The 19,619-nt window shown below is 52.5% G+C and carries 18 protein-coding genes; 10 read left to right on the forward strand and 8 right to left on the reverse strand.

Annotated elements, in window-relative coordinates:
* Positions 1-2 precede the first annotated feature (2 nt).
* Together CODIS_RS01995 and CODIS_RS02000 are read left to right on the forward strand one after the other, a co-directional pair.
* Positions 3-386, forward strand: coding sequence for a GtrA family protein (locus CODIS_RS01995; protein WP_069121054.1), 384 nt, complete (start codon positions 3-5; stop codon positions 384-386).
* A 73-nt stretch (positions 387-459) separates the two neighbouring features.
* Entirely contained in the window at positions 460-2,109 is a 1,650-nt protein-coding gene (locus CODIS_RS02000) for a hypothetical protein (protein WP_069121055.1), read from the forward strand.
* Between the two features lie 343 nt (positions 2,110-2,452).
* Here the strand turns inward: CODIS_RS02000 and CODIS_RS02005 are convergent, their stop codons facing one another.
* The 6 genes from CODIS_RS02005 to CODIS_RS02030 form a co-directional block, all read right to left on the reverse strand.
* A complete protein-coding gene (locus tag CODIS_RS02005) occupies positions 2,453-3,286 on the reverse strand; it encodes an OmpA family protein (RefSeq protein ID WP_069121056.1) in 834 nt (277 codons plus the stop codon).
* 36 nt (positions 3,287-3,322) lie between these two features.
* Positions 3,323-3,718, reverse strand: a complete 396-nt coding sequence (locus CODIS_RS02010) for a DUF4398 domain-containing protein (RefSeq protein WP_069121057.1) — start codon at positions 3,716-3,718, stop codon at positions 3,323-3,325.
* Positions 3,719-4,098: 380 nt separating this feature from the next.
* Positions 4,099-4,683 (reverse strand): DUF3501 family protein, encoded by a 585-nt coding sequence (locus tag CODIS_RS02015; protein ID WP_069121058.1) that lies wholly within the window; start codon positions 4,681-4,683, stop codon positions 4,099-4,101.
* 176 nt (positions 4,684-4,859) lie between these two features.
* Positions 4,860-5,147, reverse strand: a complete 288-nt coding sequence (locus tag CODIS_RS02020) for an encapsulin-associated ferritin-like protein (protein ID WP_069121059.1) — start codon at positions 5,145-5,147, stop codon at positions 4,860-4,862.
* 18 nt (positions 5,148-5,165) lie between these two features.
* Positions 5,166-6,512, reverse strand: a complete 1,347-nt coding sequence (locus CODIS_RS02025) for a heterodisulfide reductase-related iron-sulfur binding cluster (protein WP_069121060.1) — start codon at positions 6,510-6,512, stop codon at positions 5,166-5,168.
* Between the two features lie 86 nt (positions 6,513-6,598).
* Positions 6,599-7,015 (reverse strand): rubrerythrin family protein, encoded by a 417-nt coding sequence (locus CODIS_RS02030; RefSeq protein ID WP_069121061.1) that lies wholly within the window; start codon positions 7,013-7,015, stop codon positions 6,599-6,601.
* A 315-nt stretch (positions 7,016-7,330) separates the two neighbouring features.
* Between CODIS_RS02030 and CODIS_RS02035 the strand changes: the two genes are divergently transcribed.
* A complete protein-coding gene (locus CODIS_RS02035; RefSeq protein ID WP_069121062.1) occupies positions 7,331-7,762 on the forward strand; it encodes a Fur family transcriptional regulator in 432 nt (143 codons plus the stop codon).
* A 397-nt stretch (positions 7,763-8,159) separates the two neighbouring features.
* A complete protein-coding gene (locus CODIS_RS02040) occupies positions 8,160-9,149 on the forward strand; it encodes a cytochrome-c peroxidase (protein WP_083220502.1) in 990 nt (329 codons plus the stop codon).
* Positions 9,150-9,292: 143 nt separating this feature from the next.
* On the opposite strand, the gene CODIS_RS02045 is transcribed toward CODIS_RS02040, so the two are convergent.
* Positions 9,293-10,294: a glucokinase gene (locus tag CODIS_RS02045; protein ID WP_069121063.1), complete on the reverse strand. Its 1,002-nt coding sequence runs from the start codon at positions 10,292-10,294 to the stop codon at positions 9,293-9,295.
* Positions 10,295-10,421: 127 nt separating this feature from the next.
* Between CODIS_RS02045 and uvrD the strand changes: the two genes are divergently transcribed.
* The 4 genes from uvrD to CODIS_RS02065 all read left to right on the forward strand — a co-directional run bounded on the left by uvrD (position 10,422) and on the right by CODIS_RS02065 (position 18,141).
* Positions 10,422-12,584 (forward strand): DNA helicase II, encoded by a 2,163-nt coding sequence (uvrD, locus tag CODIS_RS02050; protein ID WP_069121064.1) that lies wholly within the window; start codon positions 10,422-10,424, stop codon positions 12,582-12,584.
* 186 nt (positions 12,585-12,770) lie between these two features.
* Positions 12,771-13,856 (forward strand): TRAP transporter substrate-binding protein, encoded by a 1,086-nt coding sequence (locus tag CODIS_RS02055; protein WP_069121065.1) that lies wholly within the window; start codon positions 12,771-12,773, stop codon positions 13,854-13,856.
* Positions 13,857-13,960: 104 nt separating this feature from the next.
* Entirely contained in the window at positions 13,961-15,157 is a 1,197-nt protein-coding gene (gene hemW / locus CODIS_RS02060; protein WP_069121066.1) for a radical SAM family heme chaperone HemW, read from the forward strand.
* A gap of 278 nt (positions 15,158-15,435) precedes the next feature.
* A complete protein-coding gene (locus CODIS_RS02065; RefSeq protein WP_162420087.1) occupies positions 15,436-18,141 on the forward strand; it encodes an EAL domain-containing protein in 2,706 nt (901 codons plus the stop codon).
* Between the two features lie 85 nt (positions 18,142-18,226).
* Here the strand turns inward: CODIS_RS02065 and CODIS_RS02070 are convergent, their stop codons facing one another.
* The gene (locus tag CODIS_RS02070; protein ID WP_069121068.1) at positions 18,227-18,679 is read right to left on the reverse strand and encodes a hypothetical protein; all 453 of its coding nucleotides are present in this window, start codon (positions 18,677-18,679) and stop codon (positions 18,227-18,229) included.
* A 113-nt stretch (positions 18,680-18,792) separates the two neighbouring features.
* Between CODIS_RS02070 and CODIS_RS02075 the strand changes: the two genes are divergently transcribed.
* Positions 18,793-19,056: a hypothetical protein gene (locus CODIS_RS02075; protein WP_069121069.1), complete on the forward strand. Its 264-nt coding sequence runs from the start codon at positions 18,793-18,795 to the stop codon at positions 19,054-19,056.
* A gap of 174 nt (positions 19,057-19,230) precedes the next feature.
* Positions 19,231-19,581: a DUF3135 domain-containing protein gene (locus CODIS_RS02080; protein WP_069121070.1), complete on the forward strand. Its 351-nt coding sequence runs from the start codon at positions 19,231-19,233 to the stop codon at positions 19,579-19,581.
* Positions 19,582-19,619: the final 38 nt, after the last annotated feature.

Genomic DNA, 19,619 nt, shown 5'->3' on the forward strand with positions numbered 1-19,619 from the left:
CCATGAAACAGTTCGGTATGTTCGCGGTTGCCGGGACCATCGGCTATCTTGTCGATGTCGCTGTTCTTTTGCTGTGCAATCTGGTTATGGGGCCGCATATTGGCCGCCTCGTTTCATTCAGTGCCGCTGTCGTGACAACCTGGCTCATTAATAGAAGACATACCTTTTCAACTTCAGGGGATGCGTCATTACGGCGTGAGTTTTCCCGCTATTTCACCACATCGATAGGTGGTGGTGCGGTCAATCTCTTAAGCTATTCGGCGGTAGTGAATGCATTGAATCTTACGCCGGTCTGGTTGCCACTTGCAGTCGCATTCGGTTCCCTGTCAGGTATGACGGTAAACTTTTTGCTTGCCAAGCACTTTGTATTTACTTATCCCAAGTAAGTTATGTATGCGAAACTTCAAGAACTTGAGTAGTACAGAGCGTCATGTTTTAGTTATCAATTTTACAGGATTTATGATAGCGGTTATCGCCGCACTGTTTGTTCTCAATGCAAGTTATCCCGGATACCTGAATCCTGATTCCGTCAATCAGCTTACTCAAATCATTACCGGCAAGTTCAATGACTGGCAATCGCCATTCTCAACATTGGCATGGGCGGCGCTGGATACCATAATACCCGGGCCGTTTGGTTTTGTAATATTGGTCAATATGTTGGTATGGGGAAGCATCGCCATATTGACCTATCTTTTTAGCCGACGCATTGGCGCTTGGTCACTGCTTTTTCTCGCCATCCCCTTTTTGCCCGGGGCGTTCAATCTGTTAGGTAATGTACACAAGGATGTGTTGTTGGCGGGATGGCTGTTGTCTGCCAGTGTGTTCGGTTATATGGCACACCAGGATGGTGTGTCGAAGCGTAAAATCATAGTATATCAGGTGATATCCAATCTTCTCCTGACGGCAGCGTTTCTGACGCGGTTAAACGCGGTTTTTGCCATCCTTCCCCTCATGCTTTACGTTAACCACGGTCTGGGTTGGCGCAGGAATATTCTGCTTGGCTTGTTGCTGTTGTTGATGATGCCTGTGCTGCATGGCGCACTGCTGAAGCTGACACAAGCGGAGACTTTGCAACCGGGAGACAGTATCAAGACATTTCACCTGCTAGGCCTCTCATATGTTGAAGGCAATAATCTTTTTCCAGGCAAATGGAGCGATGAGCAATCCCTGAAAATAGTCGAGGCGTGTTATACGCCGGTACAGTGGGACACCGCCGCTTTTTGGGGCAAGTGCGGATTTATACATGAGGAACTGAGGCGTCAAAAGATTTGGGGTAGTGACAGGTTGACCCACAAGTGGATCAAAGAGATCCTGCGGAATCCGGCAGGGTTTTTTACCGTCATGTCCGCGACCTTTCATAAAAGCCTGTATGATCCCAATTCCCGATCAATGTTTTACAAGCCGGGTAAGAACAAGCTGTTCGATTGGGAAGTGAAGACAGATCCACCGGGAATCACAACCAAATTGGTTCAATATTATGTGACCTCGTCATTGAATGACCGCCTGGGCCGGCCAATCGTATTCGCCATAGCGGCAATAATCGGACTGGGACTATTGACCTGCTTCCGGGGTGTAATTGATGAGCATGAACTGTTTGCCATTGCAGTCATGTGCTCGGGGTTGATCAATCTTTTGAGTTATCTTTTCGTGACGGTATCTGCCGAATATCGATACTTCTATTGGTCCGGTTTTTCGATATATATTGGTTTTGCGATTGCCGTAATCTCGATTGTTTCAAAAAAGGATGATCGACAAGGCTATCTATTTTCCTATGGTATGAAACTGAGCGTATTTGCATTGATAGGAATTGCGGTCGGTTTGGTGGCTGCTGCGGAGAGGCTGCCTGCCATCAAACGTCAAGTCAGTGTGACGCCTATTGATACTAAGCCTGTTACGGTTAAAAACATAGGTCGTGCATCTACCCCTAATTGGATGGGTCATCGCATAGACGGTGTCGTGTCAAACCACAATTGGAATATTGACAGGGATGGGTTTTACAATGGGACCATCAGCAATGGTGTTCTTAGAGCCACTGTGCCCACCCACGGATTGGCAATTGAAACCGAATTCAGAACGGGACGGGAGATGGGAAGAGTGCTCGTCGAATAAGAGCAGTTTGAAAAGGTTGTCGATCTATCTTCACCCACTGCCGGGAGCAAAACCATCTATATCAGACCCGCACCGATGCATGGCATCGAGCAGCATGGTTCGCTATGGATGGGTCCGGTGTCGGCTGTTATATACAGTCTTGCCTTATTTCTTTTCTTGGCTTGGATCAGTAGACAGCTCAAAGCGAGTCGCCCTTGAGGTTCAATTTCACGTGTGGCGAGATGTTGTTTATGGCTGTTTCAGATAAAAAAGGGTGCGGCTGAGCCGCACCCTACCCATAGCCAAACCTGAACATGTTAACCAGCCATCGGGATTGCCCGGTTAAGTCACGGCAGTGGTGTTGTCAGTCCCGAATGACGATCTCTACCCGCCGGTTCTTCAATCGCCCGGCGCTGGTGCTATTGTCGGTGATGGGTTGCGTTTCGCCGAGCCCGATCGTGTCGATACGCGATCCATCGACACCGGCCTGCATCAAGGCGTTTTTGACCGAGATCGCCCGTCGTTCGGAGAGATCCTGGTTGAAGCTATCGCTCCCCACATTGTCGGTATGTCCCTCGACGAGCAGGGTCTTGTCCGGATACTCGGCAAGGAAGGAGGCGAGCTTATCGATCGTCGTCATAGCCCCGGGCAGGAGATCGGTCTTGCCGGTGGAAAAAAGTACATCGCCAAGGGTCAGGACAATGCCGCGTTCTGTCTTCATCGCCTGCAGATCGGCAAGTTCCTGCCGCAACGCCTCCGCCTTGGCAAGCGCGTTCTCCCGTTCCATTAGAGCGGCCTCTTTCTCCCGCAGCGCTTCTGTCTTTGCCTGTTGTTCGAGTTGAATTTCGATCTCCCTGGCCCGCAGCCTCTCCTTGTCTTTGATTTCACCCAGTTCGGTGAGTCTTGCGGAAGCGGCCTTGCGCGCGGCGACCGACTTGGCGATTTCGACGCGGGTCTTTCCGACATAGGCCAGCGAGGTCATATCCTCTTCGGTTTCGGCTTCTGCGGCGCGGCTAATCGCCTGGTTGGCCCGCTCCAGTTCGGTGGGCGCGTAACGCAGCAGTTGCTCCTCTTGTTTGGCTTCTGCGTAGGTCTGCTCGGCATTGAGCAGTGCCTGGTTCTTCTGCAGGGTGCCGCAGGCGGTGACGAGTAGCGCCAGGGATGTGGCGGTGATCCAGTTGATCATTGTTCGAGACATTGTAGATCTCCCCTAATCATTGGGTTTGCTTATGGTTTACCTGCTCCTGGCCCGCATGATCTCTTCACGCAACACCTGAATGCTGTTTTCCAATTCTTTGACGGCCTTTTCCGCCTCGGCCTTCGAGGCGATGGCCTGCGCCAACTCAGCATCGGCCTGGGCCTCTTCAGCAAGCCTTTTCGCCTCCTCATACTCCTCCTTGGCAATCGCGGTTTCGGCACGCTTCAGTTTCTGTTTGGCGCGATCGATAGCCACGGGGGCATGCCTCGTCGTCTCTTCGTTTTCAGCGGCCACCAGGGATGTCTTGGCGGCCGCCATCTCCGCAACCGGTTCAGGCGTGGAACTGCAGCCTATGAGTGCGGTGAAAAAAAGAGCACTGAAAACGGGTAGTGTATGTGAGCGCCATAGTCGGGAGGTGTGATCGATGATCATGACAATGTTCCTTTCTTGGTATATGTGGCTGTCCAGCGTGCATATATACATGTTGGATAGGTTCGATTATTAAAGTGAAAGGCTGCTTCGTCAACCTGTCATGTCTGTAACTTTAACTGATGTGCTTGAGTAGTGCATGACAAGCGGGGGGTGCAAGTCTTGGAACAATGTGGGATTCAGCCTGATCGGCACGGCGGCTGGTTGAGGAATCCACCGGTGATGACGGTGTTTCGTCACTCTCCGGCCGAGATGGGTTGAGGGCCCTTGGGCTATAATATTTAACGATTTTTAACGATGCGGAGAGCGTGCGACCACCATGCCGGGGTGTTGAGCGGCACCCTGACACGTGGTTTGCAGACGCATATCACATCCCGATTGGGTCAGTGAAGATCTTTTATCAAAGATTCACGGACGCTGGACTCAAGGTCGTCTACCGTATAATCATAGTTTGGATGATCAATACCCGCCGATAGGGTTGCTCCGCCTTTCAAGGCATCGATCATCGGCTGGGTCAGTTCAAAACGAAGGAAATGGACCGCTGAGGTTTTTTCCTCGGTGCTGCGTTCCAGGTCCTCGTTGGCGATGGGTCTGATCTTGTCGAAGCCGGCGACCTCTACCCAGATGGCTTCCTCGATGCCGATCAGTCTGGCCAGTGCCTTCTTGCGCTCATCCACATCGTGATACTCCATCATAAATGTCGCCTTCCAGTTCATCCCGTCCGGTATCAGCGGATTGTAGACGTCAAGTTCATCCTGAATGCCCTGTTGTTCGAATATCCGTTCGATCCGCAGCATCTCCTGTATCTGGTACTGCATGGTCAGTTCATCCTCGAAATAGAGCGCGGCGTGCGGACCGATGGGAAGGCGGCGACTCTTCTTATGGTCTATTACCTTGGTCCTGAATTGCTGACGAATTCGGGCATACTCCTCGAGGCTGTAGAGGTCGCTGTGTGAAAGATGGGTCATTTATCTCTCCTGTGTAATTTCTCATATTTGCAACCGGCCTTCATTTCCATGCGGCCGGGTTTTGATCGGTTATGCGGTTGGATCTTGTCGGGTGGCATAAGGCGACATGGCTACCGATTAGATTATTGCTAACTGGCACTAATTGATTTTACTTCATGAATACCGGTCCATTCCCTCTATTCGTGAGCAATGGTCTTGTCAGTGAAGAGGTAGTCTTTCAGCTCTTTGTCGAAACTGGGATCTTGCCGTCTGATCCACTCCAGCACCATGGCGGCATGCTCTTTCTCTTCATCCCTGTTATGGGCAAGGATGGCTCTCAAGCTCTCGTCGCTGCAGGCGTCCACGCGTTGGTTATACCAGTCGACGGCTTCCAGCTCCTCCATCAAGGAGACAATCGCCCTATGCATGTCACGGGTTTCGTCACTGAGTTGTTCCAGGGGTTCATGATAGCCTTCGTTTGACATGATTGACTCCTTAATTGATTAAACGCCGTATGCGGTTCGCAACAGAGTGATGGGATGCTCCGAGGCAGTGCCGTCACGCAGGCCGTTTTCGATATGGCGGCCAGCCATCGGGCAGTCGCTGCCGTAGTGGTCGGCCTCAGCCTGTTTGACTCGGTTGACCACAGGTTTGCCGATTTTCATGGCATGTTGATGGAATTCGCTTTTGACAGCATAGGTGCCGTCATGGCCCGAACAGCGTTCGATGGCGGTGACCTCTGTGTCGGGGATCAGGCTGAGCAGCTCCTTGGTCTTGGCACCGATATTCTGCACCCGTTGATGGCAGGCGGCATGATAGGCGATCCTGCCAAGCCCCTGTTTGAAGTCGGTCTTCAGAAAGCCGTGTTTGTGACGAATCATCAGATATTCAAAGATATCGAATATCGCCCCTGCGACCTTTTTTACCTCGGGATCATCCGGGAATAACAGCGGCAGCTCCTGCTTGAACATCAATGCACAGGAGGGGACTGGCGCAACGATGTCCCAACCGGCGTCGACCAGTTTGGCCAGTACCGGGATATTCGCATCTTTAGCGGTTTCCACGGCGTCGAGATTGCCCAGTTCCAGTTTCGGCATACCGCAACACTGCTCTTTTTCAGCAATGGTGACCGGTATGTCATTGTGTTCGAAGACGGCAACCAGATCCTCGCCGACCTGGGGCTCGTTGTGGTTACCGTAGCATGTGCTGAACAGTGCGACCTTGCCTTTGGTGGTCCCGGCAGGTGTTCCCTCAGCGGCGCTGTCGATTTTTTCAGACAGCCGTTTTCGAAGCGGCCTGGCATGAAATTCGGGTAATTTCGCTTCGGGATGAACGCCAAGCGAGTGATCGAGGATCTCGCGGAAGTTCTTCGCTTTGTTAAAACGATTGACGACGCCGGCAACCACCGGGATGCCTGCCAGTTTGCCAAGATTGTCGGTACTCGTGAGGACGCGGTCGCGCAATTTAACGTCGCCCTTCTTATATTTGACGGCCTTGCCCCGCAACATCAGATGAGGAAAGTCGATGTTCCAATCATGAGGCGGTACGTAGGGACACTTAGTCATGTAACAGAGGTCGCAGAGATAGCAGTGATCGACCACCTGCCAGTAGTCTTTTTTATCGACACCGTCGATCTCCATGGTTTCCGATTCATCCACCAGGTCGAACAGTGTCGGGAAACTGTGGCAGAGACTGACGCAGCGTCTACAGCCATGGCAAAGATCGAACACCCTCTCCAGCTCTTTCATGAGCTTCTCTTCGTTGTAATAATCGGGGTTTTTCCAATCGATCGGATGCCGTGTCGGGGCCTCCAGATTGCCTTCTCTCTGGTTGCTGGGTGCTGCTGCCATTAGTCTGCTCCTGATTGTGACAAAGGGCGGCCCTGAGGCCGCCCATGGATCATCCCGAACCATGGGCTCAGGATGATGGCTGGATATCAGTCCATTTCGTCCAATGCCTTTTGGTAACGGTTTGCGTGGGAACGCTCTGCCTTTGCCAGGGTCTCGAACCAGTCGGCCACTTCGTCGAAACCCTCATCACGGGCGGTTTTGGCCATGCCGGGATACATATCGGTATATTCATGGGTTTCACCGGCGACCGCTGCCTTGAGGTTATCACCAGTCGGGCCGATGGGCAGTCCGGTGGCGGGGTCTCCACACTGCTCGAGATACTCCAGATGACCGTGAGCGTGGCCGGTTTCACCCTCTGCTGTGGAGCGGAAAAGAGCGGCAACATCGTTATATCCTTCGACATCCGCCTTGGCGGCAAAGTAGAGATAACGGCGGTTGGCTTGGGATTCTCCGGCGAATGCGTCTTTCAGGTTTTGCTCAGTTTGACTACCTTTGAGTTCCATATCTGGTTCTCCGAAATGATGGTTTATTGTGGATAAGTACGTCGAGCCGTGCGGCCCTTCGCTGATGACTAGAATAGAGTTAAAATTAATTGGAATCGAGCGGTCTTTTCAATGATATTGATAGACAATGCCTAATAATTTAGGATCGAAATCAGGGGTCGAGATCAAGTTTGTCCGCCAGCTAGCATAAGGAGTAAGCCCTTGATGCGCGCAGGTCAAACCGAGCCTGGTGATATATAGGGCGATCTCCTCGGTCTATTCTTTTTTTTGTTCAAGGGCTTGGCAATTTGTGGAGTGTGTATTTATACTCTGGCGATGGACTCAAAAAGCAACAGCCCAACGGTGGATCGAGCGCGTATCGACAAACTTCTCGATGACCACAACATCAATCTGACGAGGCAGCGCCGTCTTATCGCCGACACGCTGTTCGCTCGTCATCAGCATGTGACCGCAGAGCAGTTGTTTGAAGCGGTGAAAAACACAGGCGCCAGGGTTTCCAAGGCCACCGTCTACAATACCCTCGGGTTATTTGTCAGGAAGGGACTGGTGCGCGAGGTCTTTATCGATTCAAGCCGTACCTTCTACGACTCCAATACCAGCCATCATCACCATTTCTATAATGTGGACACCGGCGATCTGATCGACATCAAGGAGCGCCTGGCGCCCCACTTCGTCGACAGTGATCTGCCAGCGGGCACCGCCATGGAGATTGTCGACCTTGTCGTACGGGTAAGAAACAGCTCCTAGGCCCTAACCCTATGGGCGCTTTTACAGGCCCATCCCAGGGGACTTACTTCGAGGCGCACCCCAAGGGTAGTTCCTTCGGAACGCAAGCCGAAAGGCTGGGGCAATTTTACCGCCACGGAACAAATCCCATCCATCACAGTTGAGACTGCGAACTGATCCGGCAAAATTGTTGATCTGCATCATTGTTTTAGAATTATTCTAATTCTAGTATAAACCCGCCTTTGTTTAGGGTTTTTGATGTGGCGCAGGAAACCTATGTCTCCAAGCGCCTGTAAAAATTGAAAAAACCGGAACAATTACCCTATCGATGAAGAGTCAGGTCCGGTGAATAAAGCGGGAAAGGCTTTTCACGGCAGAGGATGGCTACATAAGTATTTCAACTATTGGGTAAAAAGCTATGATACGCAAACAAATCGCTATGTTTTCACTTATGCTTGGATTTTCAACCTCAATTTTGGCTATCGATGAACCGATTCAGCCCATCAAGCCGGTGCAGAATATCAACCTGGGTCAGGTGGAATTGGGTAAAAAGCTCTATTTCGATCCCCGTCTCTCTAAATCAGGATTTATCTCCTGCAACTCCTGCCACAACCTCAGTATGGGCGGCACGGATAATCTTAAGACATCCATTGGACACAATTGGCAACAGGGTCCCATCAATGCACCGACAGTGCTCAATTCCAGCCTGAATGTGGCCCAATTTTGGGACGGCCGGGCGGCCGATCTCAAGGCACAGGCGGGCGGGCCTATCGCAAATCCCGGTGAGATGGCTTTTACCCATACTTTGGCGATCGACGTACTGACCTCGATCCCTGAATATGTCATGGAGTTCAAACAGGTTTTTGGTAGCGACAAGATCACGATCGACGAAGTCACACAAGCCATTGCGGAGTTCGAGAAAACCCTGGTAACACCGAACTCCCGTTTCGATCAGTGGCTGTTGGGCGACAAACAGGCCCTCTCTCAGGATGAAATGGCTGGTTATACACTGTTTAAAGAGAGTGGTTGTGTCAGCTGTCACAACGGTGAGGCCGTTGGCGGCAACTCATTCCAAAAGATGGGTGTTGTGGAACCCTACAAGGCCAAGAGTCCGGCAGAAGGATTGAGCGCCGTTACAGGCAAGGATGCGGACCGCTTCAAGTTCAAGGTGCCAACCCTGCGCAACGTGGAGATGACCTATCCCTACTTCCACGACGGTGAGGCCGAGACGCTGACCGAGGCGGTAGATGTCATGGGGCGCCTGCAATTGGGCAAGAAATTCTCCGACATTGAGAACGCCCAGATCGTTGCCTTTCTTAAGACCCTGACAGGTGATCAGCCTGCCTTCTTAATGCCGATCCTGCCGCCTTCCACCGACATGACTCCGGCGCCTAAGCCCTTTGAGTAACCTGGGATCCGACCAATGCAGTTGACAGGGTTCCTCATAGCCTCAATGGTCTGATCTCATTTAACACCCCCCCTTAGGCCGGGGGGGAATCCATTCGCGCCGATCCTCCTGATTCACTACGTCCGCCACTCAACTGGATGATCTCATCGCTTGGCTATCGCCTCTATCCTGGTGGCATAGTTTGCCGCTCCGTAGAGGGCGGTTTTGTCATTTAGAATGACCTTCACGGGCATCGACTGCATGATCTTTCGCATGGGTCCCTTGTCGAGGAAGGCCTCCATGAAAATGTTTTCCTGTAGTATGGGCAGGATCTGAGGTGCGATTCCTCCACCCAGATAGACACCGCCTGTAGCCATGATTTTCAAGGCATGGTTGCCCGCTTCCCGGGCATAGAGCCGGGTAAATAGTTCCAGTGATTTTCGGCACAGCGGGTCTGTCGAGTCGAGTGCTGCGTCGGAGATGGCGGGGGCCTTGCCGATTTTCTCCATTTGCTCATATAGCCATGAGGGTGTTGGCATATCCTGCTGGTCGAGCAAATAGTCGTAGATGCTCTCCAGGCCCGGTCCTGAGACCAGACGTTCCCAGCTGACATGCCCGTATCTCTTCTGCAAGACCTGGAACAGCCCAAATTCCAACGGCGTGGCTGGACTGAAATCACTATGCCCGCCTTCCGAGGGGAAGGGGTGGTATCTCTCTCCGCTCCAATAAAGACCCGCTTCACCAAGACCAGTGCCGGCAGCGATGATGGAACGATTGCCAGTAGCCTTGTCAGCTCCGTGACTGAGGGTGAAGAAATCCTGCTCTTCGAGTGTCTCTATACCCCAGGCATTGGCCTCCAGGTCATTGATCAGTCGGGTCTGTTTGAATTTGAATCGGTCGTTGATCCGGTTTGCGGATACACGCCATGGTAGATTGGTCGTTTCACACACCTGGTCGATCACCGGCCCGGCAATGCCAAAGCAGGCACGATCGACCTCCCCGGTGGATGTGTGCGCCAAAAAACGATGCAGTACGGCCTCGATGGAGTCGTAGGACCGGCTGGGATAGGTCTCTTGCAGCAGCAGGTTTAAAGGTGACTCAGAACTCGACTGATAGAGTGCGAGTCGTGTATTGGTGCCGCCTATATCGCCTGCCAGTATCTGCATCTACTACCTCTTGTGACATTACTCAGGTCCAGAGAAGATCCTGCTCCCGCTCAATTCTATATAAATTGATTGAAATTCGCCCCTGAATGGTGGCTTTTGCCGCCATCGGGTGAGTAAACTAGTCACCATGGATGTTTCACCCATACTCGATCCCCTGAACGATGCGCAACGCGAGGCGGTGACCGCACCTGTAGGCAATCTGTTGGTGCTGGCCGGGGCCGGTAGTGGAAAGACCCGGGTCTTGGTGCATCGGATTGCCTGGCTGTTGGCGGCTGAGGCCGTATCGACCTGGTCTATTCTGGCGGTCACCTTTACCAACAAGGCCGCAAAGGAGATGCGCTATCGTATCGAAGCGCTGCTCGGTCAGCCATTGGGTGGTATGTGGGTCGGTACCTTTCATGGCTTGGCGCATCGCCTGTTGCGGGCGCACTCGAAGGATGCGGGACTGCCGCAGAGTTTTCAGATCCTCGATTCCGACGACCAGTTTCGCCTAATCAAGCGTCTGCTGAAGAATCTTGATCTGGATGAGGCCCGTTGGCCACCGAGACAGGTCCAGTGGTTCATCAATGGCCGCAAGGATGAGGGGTTGCGGCCCCAGCACCTGGATGATGGCGGCGATCCCTATCAACAGCAGATGATCCGTCTCTACAGCGAATATCAGGATACCTGTGAACGGGGCGGGCAGGTCGATTTCGCCGAGCTGCTGTTGCGCGCCCATGAGCTGTGGCGGGAGAGACCGGATATCCTGCAGCACTATCAACAGCGCTTTCAGCATGTATTGGTGGATGAGTTTCAGGATACCAATTCGATCCAGTACGCCTGGCTCAGAATGCTCGCGGGACCGCGAAACAACCTCTTCGTAGTGGGTGACGATGACCAGTCGATTTACGGTTGGCGCGGTGCCCGGGTTGAGAATATCCAGAGCTTTCAGTCCCACTGCGAAACAGTCAGGTTGGTACGTCTGGAGCAGAACTACCGTTCCACCGGCAATATCCTGAATGCCGCAAACGCCCTGATCAACAACAATCCTTCACGCCTGGGCAAGCAGTTATGGACGCAGGATGGTGAAGGAGAACCGATCAAACTCTATGCCGCCTTCAATGAGATCGACGAGGCACGTTTTGTCGTAGAGAGAATCCGACGGTTTATCGATGAGGGCAACAGCCAATCGGAGGCGGCCATACTCTATCGCACCACCGCCCAGTCCCGTCTGTTCGAAGAGGCGCTGTTGCAGGCGGCCATTCCCTATCGCGTCTATGGCGGTTTGCGTTTTTTCGAGCGGGCGGAGATCAAGGATGCCCTTGCCTATCTGAGATTGATCAATAACCCACAGGATGACGGGGCGTTCGAGCGGGCGGTGAATATGCCGCCGAGGGGAATCGGACCCAAGACTATGGATGCCGTACGTACCCATGCCAGGGATTTTGATTGTCCCCTTTGGCAAGCTGCCTCGGAGCTGTTGCAGGGAGGCGCGATGGCAAAGCGGGCGGCAACTGCATTACAGGATTTCCTCGACTTGACCGAAGAGCTTCGGGTGAATTGCGCGAACCTTTCACTGCCGGAAACGGTTGAGCAGGTACTGCAGGCCAGTGGACTGCCAAGCCATTTCGGCAAGAGCCGCGATGGCAAGGGTATTGACCGCAAGGAGAACCTGGAGGAGCTGGTTAACGCTACCCGCCAATTTGGCTATGAGGCGGATGATGCCGATGAAATGGATGAGCTGTCCACCTTTCTCTCCCACGCCGCATTGGAGGCGGGCGAGGCCCAGGGGGATCCCTCCGAACCCTGTGTTCAGCTGATGACCCTGCACGCTGCGAAGGGCCTTGAGTTTCCACTGGTTTTCCTGGTGGGTATGGAGGAGGGACTGTTTCCTCACAGTATGTCGGCGGATGATCCGTCACGCCTGGAGGAGGAGCGGCGACTCTGTTATGTGGGGGTAACCCGCGCGATGCGTCAACTCTACCTCTGCCACGCGGAGAGTCGGCGTTTGCACGGCAGTGACAGCTATCCCCTCCCCTCACGCTTTATTCGGGAAATGCCGTCGGAATTGATGTCGGAGGTACGCGCCGGCCCCGCCATCAGCCAACCGATATATGGCAGTCCACCCCACCTGGAGGTTGGCGAGCTGAGCGGATTCAGTCTGGGACAGCGGGTGCGCCACACCAAATTTGGCGAGGGTGTGGTATTGAATGCGGAAGGTCAGGGTCGCAGTGCCCGGGTACAGGTCAATTTCGAGGAGGTGGGAAGTAAGTGGCTTGTAGTGGCCTATGCCAATCTTTCTCCCTGTTGAGAGCTGTCTTGTTCGGTAGAAGGGCTAAACTACCCTTCTGTATTTGTCTATAAATGAGGATTGTTTTGACAATTTCTGGCATAGCCGGGGCCGGTCACAGCACCACCGGGGCGTATTGGATTAGTGTTAACAGGCCCTAGAATGTTCGATGCTCGATAAATAACATAAACGGAACAGGAGAGAGGTATGAAACGTCGTGAATTCATTAAGCGTGCAGGTAGCGGAACCCTGGCCGTAGGTGCCGGTATGGCAGGTCTCAAGGTCGCAGAGGCGAAACCGCAGATCAAGTGGAAGATGGTCACCACCTGGCCGAAAAACTTTCCAGGGCTGGGCACCGGCGCCAACAAGCTGGCTGAGGTGATCAATGAGATGAGTGGCGGTCGCATGCACGTCAAGGTATACGGTGCGAAAGAGCTGGTGCCGGCCTTTGAGGTGTTCGATGCGGTTTCGAGAGGTACTGCTGAGATCGGGCATGGCGCCGCCTACTACTGGAAAGGGAAAAGCGAGACCGCCCAGTTCTTTTCCACGGTGCCATTTGGCATGACGGCTCAGGAGATGAATGGCTGGCTCTACTTTGGCGGTGGCCTGGAGCTGTGGCAGGAGCTGTATAAACCGTTCGGCCTGATTCCCGCACCCGGCGGCAATACAGGTATGCAGATGGGCGGCTGGTTCAACAAAGAGATCAATAGCGTCGGTGATCTGAAAGGCCTCAAGATGCGTATTCCCGGACTCGGTGGTGAAGTGCTCAAGCGTGCCGGTGGGACACCGGTCAATCTGCCTGGGGGGGAGCTGTTTACCTCGCTGCAATCGGGTGCGATCGATGCTACCGAGTGGGTCAACCCTTACAACGATTTAGCCTTCGGTCTGTTCAAAGCGGCCAAATATTATTACTACCCCGGCTTTCACGAGCCAGGCACGACCCTTGAGGCAATCATCAATCAAAAGGCCTATGATGCACTACCCAAGGATCTGCAGTCGATCGTCATCAATGCCTGTAAGATAGCCAACCAGGAGATGCTGGCGGAGTATACGGCACGTAATCCGGCAGCCTTGAAGACCCTGGTCGAGAAGCATAAGGTGGATATTCGCGTCTATCCCGGTGACGTACTGGAAACACTGCGCAAATATTCAAACGAGGTAGTGGAGGAGTTGGCTGCCAAGGATGCCTTTGCCAAGAAGGTGTATGACTCCTACATGAGTTTCCTCAAAGGCTCACGCGAATGGGGGGCTATCTCCGATTTTGCCTACCTGCAGGCACGTGACAAGGCATAGTGCGGCTATCGCAACCTGATCCGCACATTAATCTTATTCCCGGCGGCACATCCTGCCGCCGGGGAGTTCGGAAGCTTGCCAGTCGCAATGGAGCGGTCTGAAGCATGTCATCGGATTCTCCGGCGCTCCCTGTCAGTGGTATGTTGAAACTGCCTCCGCTCTCTCTCTATGTCCATATACCGTGGTGCGCTCGGAAGTGCCCCTATTGTGATTTCAACTCGCATCCACAAAAAGGGGCACTGCAGGAGAAGGCCTATGTGGATGCCCTGCTACAGGATCTGCGTACGGAACAGGTGTCGGTTTCAGGACGACTGGTGCAGAGTATCTTTATAGGGGGCGGCACACCGAGCCTGTTTTCAACAGACAGTATCAGGCGGTTGTTGTCAGGCGTGGCAGGGTGTATTTCTTTGGCTGAAGATGTGGAGATAACCCTGGAAGCCAATCCAGGTGCGTTGGAGTCCGAACGTTTGCCCGGTTATCGGGAAGCGGGTGTCAATCGGCTCTCTCTTGGGGTACAGAGCCTGAATCCTGAATCGTTGCAGGCCCTCGGTCGTATCCATGGTTCGGATGAGGTCTTTGCGGCGGTGGACAGGGCGGTCCGATGCGGATTCGAGCGAATCAACCTTGATCTGATGTTTGGCCTGCCGTCGCAGACTCCGGAGATGGCTCAGGCGGACCTCACCGTGGCCATCGGATTGGCTCCGGGACATCTCTCATACTATCAGTTGACGCTGGAGCCCAATACGCCTTTCTACCAATCACCCCCCGTACTGCCGGATGAGGAGAGCCTTTGGCAGATACAACAGCAGGGGCACGAGATGTTGCTGAAGGCGGGATTCGAACAGTATGAGATCTCGGCATTCTCACGTCCGGGGGAGCGTTGCAGACACAATCTCAACTATTGGCGCTTCGGTGACTATATCGGTATTGGTGCAGGGGCGCACAGTAAAATCACTACCCGGGACGGCGTCATCATGCGGCGTTGGAAAAGACGCCATCCCAATGACTATCTGGCCGCCGGGGCAGGAGCACTGCCGTTTCTCCTGGGCGAGCGGGTATTAGGACCGGAAGACCTGACAGTCGAATTCATGATGAATGCGCTTAGATTGAACGACGGCGTGGAGGAGGAGCTGTTCAGCGCAACCACGGGCCTGGCTCTCGATTTCATACGGGAGTCATTGGAAACCGCGATCAAAAAAGGGCTGCTCCACCCCGTTCACGGGCGGCTCTGTCCCACGCCTTTGGGATTCAGGTTCCTAAATGAGCTGGTCCCGATTTTTGAAGTTACCGACGTAACTTAAATATATCTTTACATACCGGGTGTAAGGTATTAATTTAAGCGGATATCACAAAAATAAGAACTGATTCGGCTAAGGAGTTTTAGCGACCCCTCGTCTAATCTGGATACGCGAGCTGTTACGCAGGGAGCGCATCGGACCCAAAGATCCGATCTGATCACTAAATTGGAGAAGCGGATTAGTGGTCTTTTAGATTCCAGTCCAACTTGAGAATATGGGGGATCCGGCGCTTTCAGCGCCACGACGATGATATGCAACTGAATGGCAAAGTAGCTGCCACTATGGCGGTACTATTTCTATGCCTATTCACAGTGGACGTGTATCTGAATTATCGCCCGATCAGTGTTAGCGGTAATCCCGCTGCGGAATCGGTGGCGGTCTCGCCTGCCGATCTACAACTCAATCTCCCACAACGACAACCCGATACCGGTGAAGTCACTTCTGCTGACGTTGGATCCGATTTGCAGATAGAAAGCCATGCCAATAAGCAGCTGCTGGCTATCGTTAAACAACGCTCTATTTTTTACGCACTGGGCTTTTTGCTTGGCTTGATCCTGTTTTCATGGTTATTGAACAAGAAGTTGCTATTTCCCATATCACATCTCAAGCAGGTTGCGAAGGAGCTTGCCCGAGGCAACTATCTGGCGGCAGCCAATCTGCCGGAGCATGACCAATTATCGCATGTCTCTCAAGCCTTCAAATCCATGGCTGAAGAGATTGCAAAACGCGAAGAGTTGGTGAATCGACAGAAAGCGCTCTATGCTGCGCTTTCACAAACCAGTAAGATGATTCTGCGCAATCGATCGCCGCGGGTGCTTTTTGAACGTGTATGCGACATAGCCGTGACATTTGGCGGTTTCAATGCGGCATGGATTGGCGAGGTCAATGAAATAGGTAAAAATATCGTGCCTATTGCCAGTGCCGGGATCAATCTGGAGAGTCTCAAGGCCTGCACATTCGAACTAGACCTGACGAATCCAAAGGCAGACAGTCCCCTGGCTATCTCAGCGTATGGAAAGTGTCCGTCGGTCATTGATGAAATCGATGTCGACCCGGGGAAAACGCCCTGGCATCGTTTAGCGCAGCTCAGTGGCAGCCGTTCGGCGGCGGTATTTCCCATCGTCACTAACCAACTGGTGGTTGCGACGCTTACTGTCTACGCCCAGGAGCGCCACTACTTCACCCTCACGATCCATGATCTGTTGGATGAAATGGTGAAGGATCTAGCCTTTGCGATAGAGAATTATGAGCGTACCCAAGCGCATAAGGTGGCACATAAGTCCCTCGAGAAATCCTCCGGCCAGCTCGAAGCGGTAAATAAAAAGATGTCGCTGATACTGGAGTCAACAGGGGAAGGCATCTTCGGAATTGATGAGCGGGATGCCTGTACCTTCATCAACAAAGCGGCGGCGGAGATGCTGGGATATCCCCAGGATGAATTATTGAATCAACAGATTCATAAACGGGTTCGAATGTTCGACGAGGCCGGGAAATCCTTCAATAGTGCAGTACTGCAGCGAGGTGAATCGGTTCGGGTCAAAGATGAATCATTCTTAAGAAAAAACGAGACGCTTTTTCCGGTTGAGTATTCAACTTACCCGATTAAGGAGGAAGGCCGGTTCAAAGGTTCGGTGACGGTGTTCAGGGATGTTACTTCCACCCGTTCAATGATGCGGGAAATGCGTTTTCTTGCAACCCATGACTCCTTGACCCATCTGTTGAATCGCCATGCCTTCGATCAACGTTTGCGACAGGCATTCGCCAACTGCAGGGATCATGGAATGCAGCATGTATTGCTGTATATGGATCTGGATCAGTTCAAACTGGTAAATGATACATGTGGCCATGTGGCGGGGGATATGATGTTACGCCAGCTCTCTCACCGGCTGCAGCGCACCATCGGAGGCGATGATGTGTTGGCCCGTCTGGGCGGGGATGAGTTTGGTTTATTGATGGAGAATTGCCAGCTTGATCGGGCACAACGCCTCGCGACCAAGATCTGCAGCGTGGTCAAGGATTTTCGATTCACATGGGAAGGTAGAACCTTCTCTACCGGAGTGAGCATCGGTATCGTTGCAATAGGACCTAATACTGAAAGTCCCCACAGTGCACTCAGTTCGGCCGATGCCGCCTGTTATGTGGCCAAGGATATGGGAAGAAACAGGATTCATGTCTTTCAGCCCTACGATGAGGAGATCAAGCGGCAGCAGGGAGAGATGCGTTGGGTGGGCAGAATCGAAAGCGCCATGGATCAACAGCGATTCTCTTTGTTGCAACAACCGATTATGTCCCTGCGTAGCTCGGCGATCGGGGATGAGCATATTGAGGTGCTGCTGCGTATGCAGGATGAGCGTGGCAAGCAAATCATGCCGGGTGCGTTTATCCCTGCCGCGGAGCGTTACAATGTCATGGGAAGCCTTGACCGCTGGGTAATCAGTCATGCCTTCAGGTGGCTGTCGGAAAATCCTCAGCGTTTGGATGAGCTGGGACTCTGTGCCATCAACCTTTCCGGCCAATCCCTGGGTGACGGCAGTTTGCACGAACATATCTTGGAGCAGTTGCGTAAGTTTAACCTGCCTGCGGAGAAGATCTCGTTTGAAATTACAGAAACCGCGGTTGTCAGTCGGCTTGATCAGGCGGCTCGATTTATCAGTCTGTTGAAGCGCCGGGGATTTCGTTTTGCACTGGATGATTTCGGTACCGGTATGTCCTCTTTCTCCTACCTTAAACGCCTGCCCGTTGATTACCTGAAGATCGACGGCAGTTTTGTTTCAAACATGGTGAATGATCCGGTCGACAAGGCGATGGTGGAGTCGATCAATGAAATCGGTCACCTGATGGGGCTACAGACCATCGCCGAGTACGTGGAGGATGATCAGACCCTGGAGCAACTGATCGATATTGGGGTGGATTATGCCCAGGGTTTCGGGGTTGTGCGTCCGATGCCTTTGCAGATGGCCGGCTCAGGCCCGCTTAATGCAGCCTAGCGCCTGTTCATACTGATCATTTCGGTACCAGCAGGGTCTCTATCGATCTTGCAAAAGTCTCTTTAATTCGCCCGCGGGCCGGTCATCAGTCGATTCGGCACTGATTCATAAAGGCTTCCAATCCTATCTCCTCTGCATAGCCCTTAAGCAATTTGGGTCTTGGTCCCTTTTCCTTGACTTCGAAAACCCGGTCGGGATTGTTCGGTAAGTTACCGTATTTCCCGGCCGGTATCTTTATGGTTGCAGCCGTTTTTGGTATGCGTTGACCCCGGCGTGTGGATCTCTTCTGCGTCGAGCGCTTTGTTTTGGCTTTGGTTTTATCGGATTTGCCCTCGATCTTCTGAATTATGCGGCTGACCCTCTTATAATTGTGTCGTATATAGGCCTCGAAATTTATACCGTTATCTTTCAGTATCTTATCGATCTGGGTATTGGCACTGGCAAGCGCCTTCTTGACTATTTCGGCCTTTTTTTGCTCATTTTCCAAGCGTGCAATCTTTGCTCTAAGGCTCTCGATCTCTTTCTTTATGTTCGACATACTTCCAAGCCCTTATAGTGATTTCCAGAAATTCGCGGTCAAAGGCCACATCAACGCAGTGATTCTAAGGTGGCTTTGGGATCAATAGCAAATGCGGCAATGGGGATAGATGCATGAACGAGAACTATGAACCTGTGGCATGTGCCCATCACGAGACTTATCAGTATGCTGTCATGAGAAAGTTGATGTTGGATCTCAGCTGGCATGATGAGGCGGGTGTGAAGCATCGTGCGAGGGTGTTGCCGATCGATGTTGTGACTCGGGACAGGGCTGAGTTTTTAGTGTTGAAGCAGAAAGATGGGTCGATTGAGTCTGTTAGGCTGGATCGAATTGTAGCGGCATATAGTGTCGATCGCGGTGAGAGCCTGCTGGATTGACAGTATATAGTCAAAATATTGTCATTTACATGGGAATTTCAATATGTCTATGTATTTATTGGAAAAACCCACTTAATTAGTTGCATTATCACGCTATTTCAGGAATTTCCATCGGGGACATAGCCGAGTTGCTGTGATAGCTTTTCCTACATAGGGAAGAATCAGGATTGATTGATGACGCAGCTAAGTAACCGAAACTTGGATTTCGATCACCTCCTCCAGTTGGCAGAGAGGGATCCGATGCGTTTCGAGAACATGCGCCAGGCAGCCATCGATGATTTTATCTCCACGCTGCCGGTAGAGAGGCAGAAACGGATGCGACAACTGCAATGGCGGATAGATCAGGAGCGCAGGAACCGGTCCCCTCTCAGCGCTTGTGTAAAGATCTCCAATATGATGTGGGATCACATGATCGGTCCAAAGGGCTTGTTGGGCTACTTACAGGGTGATGTCAAACTAAGATCCGGTGTAACCAAGAGGGGGTGTAAAATACTGGATTTTCCGGTCAAGCCATCGCGCCAGTAACGAGACTTGCCTTGGCGAACGACTTGGCATATCATTCC

This window comes from Candidatus Thiodiazotropha endolucinida (assembly GCF_001715975.1).
Taxonomy (GTDB): domain Bacteria; phylum Pseudomonadota; class Gammaproteobacteria; order Chromatiales; family Chromatiaceae; genus Thiodiazotropha; species Thiodiazotropha endolucinida.

Bases quoted from the DNA above. Each gene is read 5' to 3' on its own strand.
- uvrD (WP_069121064.1), top strand. From the start codon at position 10,422: ATGGATGTTTCACCCATACTCGATCCCCTGAACGATGCGCAACGCGAG.
- hemW (WP_069121066.1), top strand. From the start codon at position 13,961: ATGTCATCGGATTCTCCGGCGCTCCCTGTCAGTGGTATGTTGAAACTG.
- CODIS_RS02025 (WP_069121060.1), bottom strand. From the start codon at position 6,512: ATGGCAGCAGCACCCAGCAACCAGAGAGAAGGCAATCTGGAGGCCCCG.
- CODIS_RS02045 (WP_069121063.1), bottom strand. From the start codon at position 10,294: ATGCAGATACTGGCAGGCGATATAGGCGGCACCAATACACGACTCGCA.
- CODIS_RS02020 (WP_069121059.1), bottom strand. From the start codon at position 5,147: ATGTCAAACGAAGGCTATCATGAACCCCTGGAACAACTCAGTGACGAA.
- CODIS_RS02005 (WP_069121056.1), bottom strand. From the start codon at position 3,286: ATGTCTCGAACAATGATCAACTGGATCACCGCCACATCCCTGGCGCTA.
- CODIS_RS02070 (WP_069121068.1), bottom strand. From the start codon at position 18,679: ATGTCGAACATAAAGAAAGAGATCGAGAGCCTTAGAGCAAAGATTGCA.
- CODIS_RS02065 (WP_162420087.1), top strand. From the start codon at position 15,436: ATGGCGGTACTATTTCTATGCCTATTCACAGTGGACGTGTATCTGAAT.
- CODIS_RS02040 (WP_083220502.1), top strand. From the start codon at position 8,160: ATGATACGCAAACAAATCGCTATGTTTTCACTTATGCTTGGATTTTCA.
- CODIS_RS02055 (WP_069121065.1), top strand. From the start codon at position 12,771: ATGAAACGTCGTGAATTCATTAAGCGTGCAGGTAGCGGAACCCTGGCC.
- CODIS_RS02010 (WP_069121057.1), bottom strand. From the start codon at position 3,718: ATGATCATCGATCACACCTCCCGACTATGGCGCTCACATACACTACCC.
- CODIS_RS02035 (WP_069121062.1), top strand. From the start codon at position 7,331: ATGGACTCAAAAAGCAACAGCCCAACGGTGGATCGAGCGCGTATCGAC.
- CODIS_RS02030 (WP_069121061.1), bottom strand. From the start codon at position 7,015: ATGGAACTCAAAGGTAGTCAAACTGAGCAAAACCTGAAAGACGCATTC.
- CODIS_RS02080 (WP_069121070.1), top strand. From the start codon at position 19,231: ATGACGCAGCTAAGTAACCGAAACTTGGATTTCGATCACCTCCTCCAG.
- CODIS_RS02075 (WP_069121069.1), top strand. From the start codon at position 18,793: ATGAACGAGAACTATGAACCTGTGGCATGTGCCCATCACGAGACTTAT.
- CODIS_RS02000 (WP_069121055.1), top strand. From the start codon at position 460: ATGATAGCGGTTATCGCCGCACTGTTTGTTCTCAATGCAAGTTATCCC.
- CODIS_RS01995 (WP_069121054.1), top strand. From the start codon at position 3: ATGAAACAGTTCGGTATGTTCGCGGTTGCCGGGACCATCGGCTATCTT.
- CODIS_RS02015 (WP_069121058.1), bottom strand. From the start codon at position 4,683: ATGACCCATCTTTCACACAGCGACCTCTACAGCCTCGAGGAGTATGCC.